Annotated in this window: 5 protein-coding genes; 3 read left to right on the top strand and 2 right to left on the bottom strand. The window is 41.0% G+C overall.

The annotated features are described in order from the left end of the window. Nucleotides 1–140 precede the first annotated feature (140 nt). Both C7Y69_RS21135 and C7Y69_RS21140 read left to right on the top strand, forming a co-directional pair. The gene (locus C7Y69_RS21135) at nucleotides 141–476 is read left to right on the top strand and encodes a hypothetical protein (RefSeq protein ID WP_126874074.1); all 336 of its coding nucleotides are present in this window, start codon (nucleotides 141–143) and stop codon (nucleotides 474–476) included. Nucleotides 477–586: 110 nt separating this feature from the next. After that, nucleotides 587–1,015: a hypothetical protein gene (locus C7Y69_RS21140; protein WP_013783760.1), complete on the top strand. Its 429-nt coding sequence runs from the start codon at nucleotides 587–589 to the stop codon at nucleotides 1,013–1,015. Between the two features lie 104 nt (nucleotides 1,016–1,119). Here C7Y69_RS21140 and C7Y69_RS21145 read toward each other — a convergent pair whose 3' ends face one another. After that, nucleotides 1,120–1,401: a type II toxin-antitoxin system RelE/ParE family toxin gene (locus C7Y69_RS21145; RefSeq protein ID WP_126874075.1), complete on the bottom strand. Its 282-nt coding sequence runs from the start codon at nucleotides 1,399–1,401 to the stop codon at nucleotides 1,120–1,122. Then, a complete protein-coding gene (locus C7Y69_RS21150; RefSeq protein WP_126874076.1) occupies nucleotides 1,398–1,682 on the bottom strand; it encodes a type II toxin-antitoxin system RelB/DinJ family antitoxin in 285 nt (94 codons plus the stop codon). The genes C7Y69_RS21145 and C7Y69_RS21150 overlap by 4 nt, the downstream gene beginning before the upstream one ends. 192 nt (nucleotides 1,683–1,874) lie before the next feature. Between C7Y69_RS21150 and C7Y69_RS21675 the strand changes: the two genes are divergently transcribed. Next, the gene (locus tag C7Y69_RS21675) at nucleotides 1,875–2,153 is read left to right on the top strand and encodes a hypothetical protein (RefSeq protein ID WP_013785559.1); all 279 of its coding nucleotides are present in this window, start codon (nucleotides 1,875–1,877) and stop codon (nucleotides 2,151–2,153) included. Nucleotides 2,154–2,367: the final 214 nt, after the last annotated feature.

Here is a 2,367-nt window from a genome sequence, read left to right on the forward strand (position 1 = left end):
AGGAGGCTCAATGATTATCAAACCACTCAAGGCTCTCGCTTCGCTTGCTGGGACGCTAACACATGGGCTGCGTCACTTCGTTCCTAATTTTAGCCCATGTGTTATCGCCCCTTAGTGGGGTGTTATGTTTCGAGTAAACCATGGCATTAATTGAAGATTTTGAGAAAAAAGCAATTACTCTGTTGTGTAGTGGAATTTTACCCAACTCGGTCTTGCATTCGGTTATAAACTTTCCAGAGTCAGTAGAAGTAAAATTCACTGGCGCGGAATATATGCTTTTTATCAAGCACTTTGAACTTCCAACTGACCAACTGAAATTCGAACAACCTAGTGTTGCAGGAGAGTATCAAGGTCATCAGCTTACATTCAACATATTCATCGATGCTCAGATACTTTGCTTAGAATGCTCAAATTATTTAGGTCTTTGCATCTCAGAAGAGATAAGAAAAGGTAGTATTTGGGTTCATGCCACATAACAAAAAAATTAAGTCACTCACTTCGTTCGTTGGGACGCTAACACGCAGGGCCGCTTCGCTATTATGCCCTACGTATTATCGCCCCTTATTTAAAAGTTAGGTGCTGAATTGTGAGTTTTAGATTTTTCGTACTGTTTATATTTTCCTGGCCGGTAGCTGCGGGGGAACTGCATCTGGTATTTAGAGAATCTCACTTTCTGAACCAGTATCGGCACGAATTTTATATAAATGAGGCACAATACGTTTACATCGATGATCATTTCAAACTAAATGATGAAGGTAAATGGGTGCCAAAAATCCCAGCGTTAAAGATAAAGACTTTGAATTCAGACGACCAAACAAAGCTTATTAACCAACTAGTAGAGTTGGGAGTTGGCGAGTGGAAATCTGAATATCCCGCAAGTGATGTCTCATTAATTTGCGACGGGTTATCATTCACGCTTTACGTAAAGTCCGACACGCTTAATATGTATTCATCTGGTGGGTGTGACTTTCCGCCAAATTATGAAAAAGTCAGACAAATACTAGAAGATTTATGAACGCACCTAACAAAAAAATCATGTCGCCCGCAGGCGGGCTGGGACACAAACAGGCAGGCGGCTTCGCCATTATAGCCTGCCTGTTTGTGCCCCATATTTAGGTGTTAGTTGCCTACAGGAAATTTTTGCTTTTGGTGTAAAACTCGAAGAATGTGAATAATGTCGTCTTTTATGAAATATGAAACAATCATTGAAACCTCTGGAATTATTAACAATCTTCCCGGTATACCCTCTCTCTCAACTCCCATAAAAGGTTGCTGGTTCAAGTTTTCAACTTTATTCTCAATTATTGCATCAGTTTTTTCTGCTGCTAATGGGTTAAATTCGTATAAAAACTCGAAAATAGCCTCACGATCATCCAACGAACTTTTTTCCCATAAGATCATTTTTTGGCTTTATTCCTAATTTTCATTTTTCGAGCTTCCATGTCCAAGTTCGCTTCTTCATGACTGACGAACTTACTTTTCCCACTCTCTAATTTACTGAACGCAGCATTAACCTCTTCAGTAAGCCACTGATCATGAGTAATTATTTTTCGTTGCTGTTCAGCGAGTTCTTCCGTAAGCTCTCTGCAAGCGTCACTTAAAGTGCGTCCTTGGCTTTCGGCCATTATCTGAGCTAGCCGTTTAGTTTCTTCATCTACTCTAAACTGAATACGGGTATCCATGGTAAACTCCTTATGAAATGTACACACAAATGTTAGCACACCTATTGAATTTACGGCAACTAACAAACGCATTAACTCAGTCGCTGGCGCTCCTTGGGACAAAAACACGTAGGCTCCCCTCGCTTCGCTCGGTATTATAGCCTACGTATTTTTGCCCGTTATGCGGGTGTTATGTAGCAAAGGGAATTCAAAATGAAGCATTCTGAAGAACAGCTTTTTAAAGCCGTAGATGAAATTTTGTTTTACCTATGGGACCCTCTCGATTGCAAGGAAATACCAGCTGCGAGAGACGAATACCGTTCATATGTACCCAAGGTTCTTGATTATCTCACCTCTGATAACAACGAAGAAAAAATAGCAAAGTACCTCGCTGGTTTAGAGATAAATTCAATGGGAAGAAGTGTCGCTTCACAAAATTCAATTGAAATCGCAAGAATACTTATCGAAGCAAAGGATTGGTGTTTTGGGTAAGCTACATAACAACTCAATAAACTCACTCACTTCGTTCGTTGGGACGCATACACGCAGGGCGGCTTCGCCATTATGCCCCACGTATCTGCGCCCCTTAGCTTAAAGTTAGAAGGCGTCAGCCTAAACTGCGTTTGGCTTTATAAAAATTCCAGTTCAACCGCCCTCACCTGCTGTTTCAAAAATCGCCCTGGCTTTTGGTGGTTTTAACTTCGCC

Source organism: Alteromonas sp. KS69 (assembly GCF_003989595.1).
In the GTDB taxonomy this organism is placed as follows: domain Bacteria; phylum Pseudomonadota; class Gammaproteobacteria; order Enterobacterales; family Alteromonadaceae; genus Alteromonas; species Alteromonas naphthalenivorans.

Bases quoted from the DNA above. Each gene is read 5' to 3' on its own strand.
- C7Y69_RS21675 (WP_013785559.1), top strand. From the start codon at position 1,875: ATGAAGCATTCTGAAGAACAGCTTTTTAAAGCCGTAGATGAAATTTTG.
- C7Y69_RS21135 (WP_126874074.1), top strand. From the start codon at position 141: ATGGCATTAATTGAAGATTTTGAGAAAAAAGCAATTACTCTGTTGTGT.
- C7Y69_RS21150 (WP_126874076.1), bottom strand. From the start codon at position 1,682: ATGGATACCCGTATTCAGTTTAGAGTAGATGAAGAAACTAAACGGCTA.
- C7Y69_RS21145 (WP_126874075.1), bottom strand. From the start codon at position 1,401: ATGATCTTATGGGAAAAAAGTTCGTTGGATGATCGTGAGGCTATTTTC.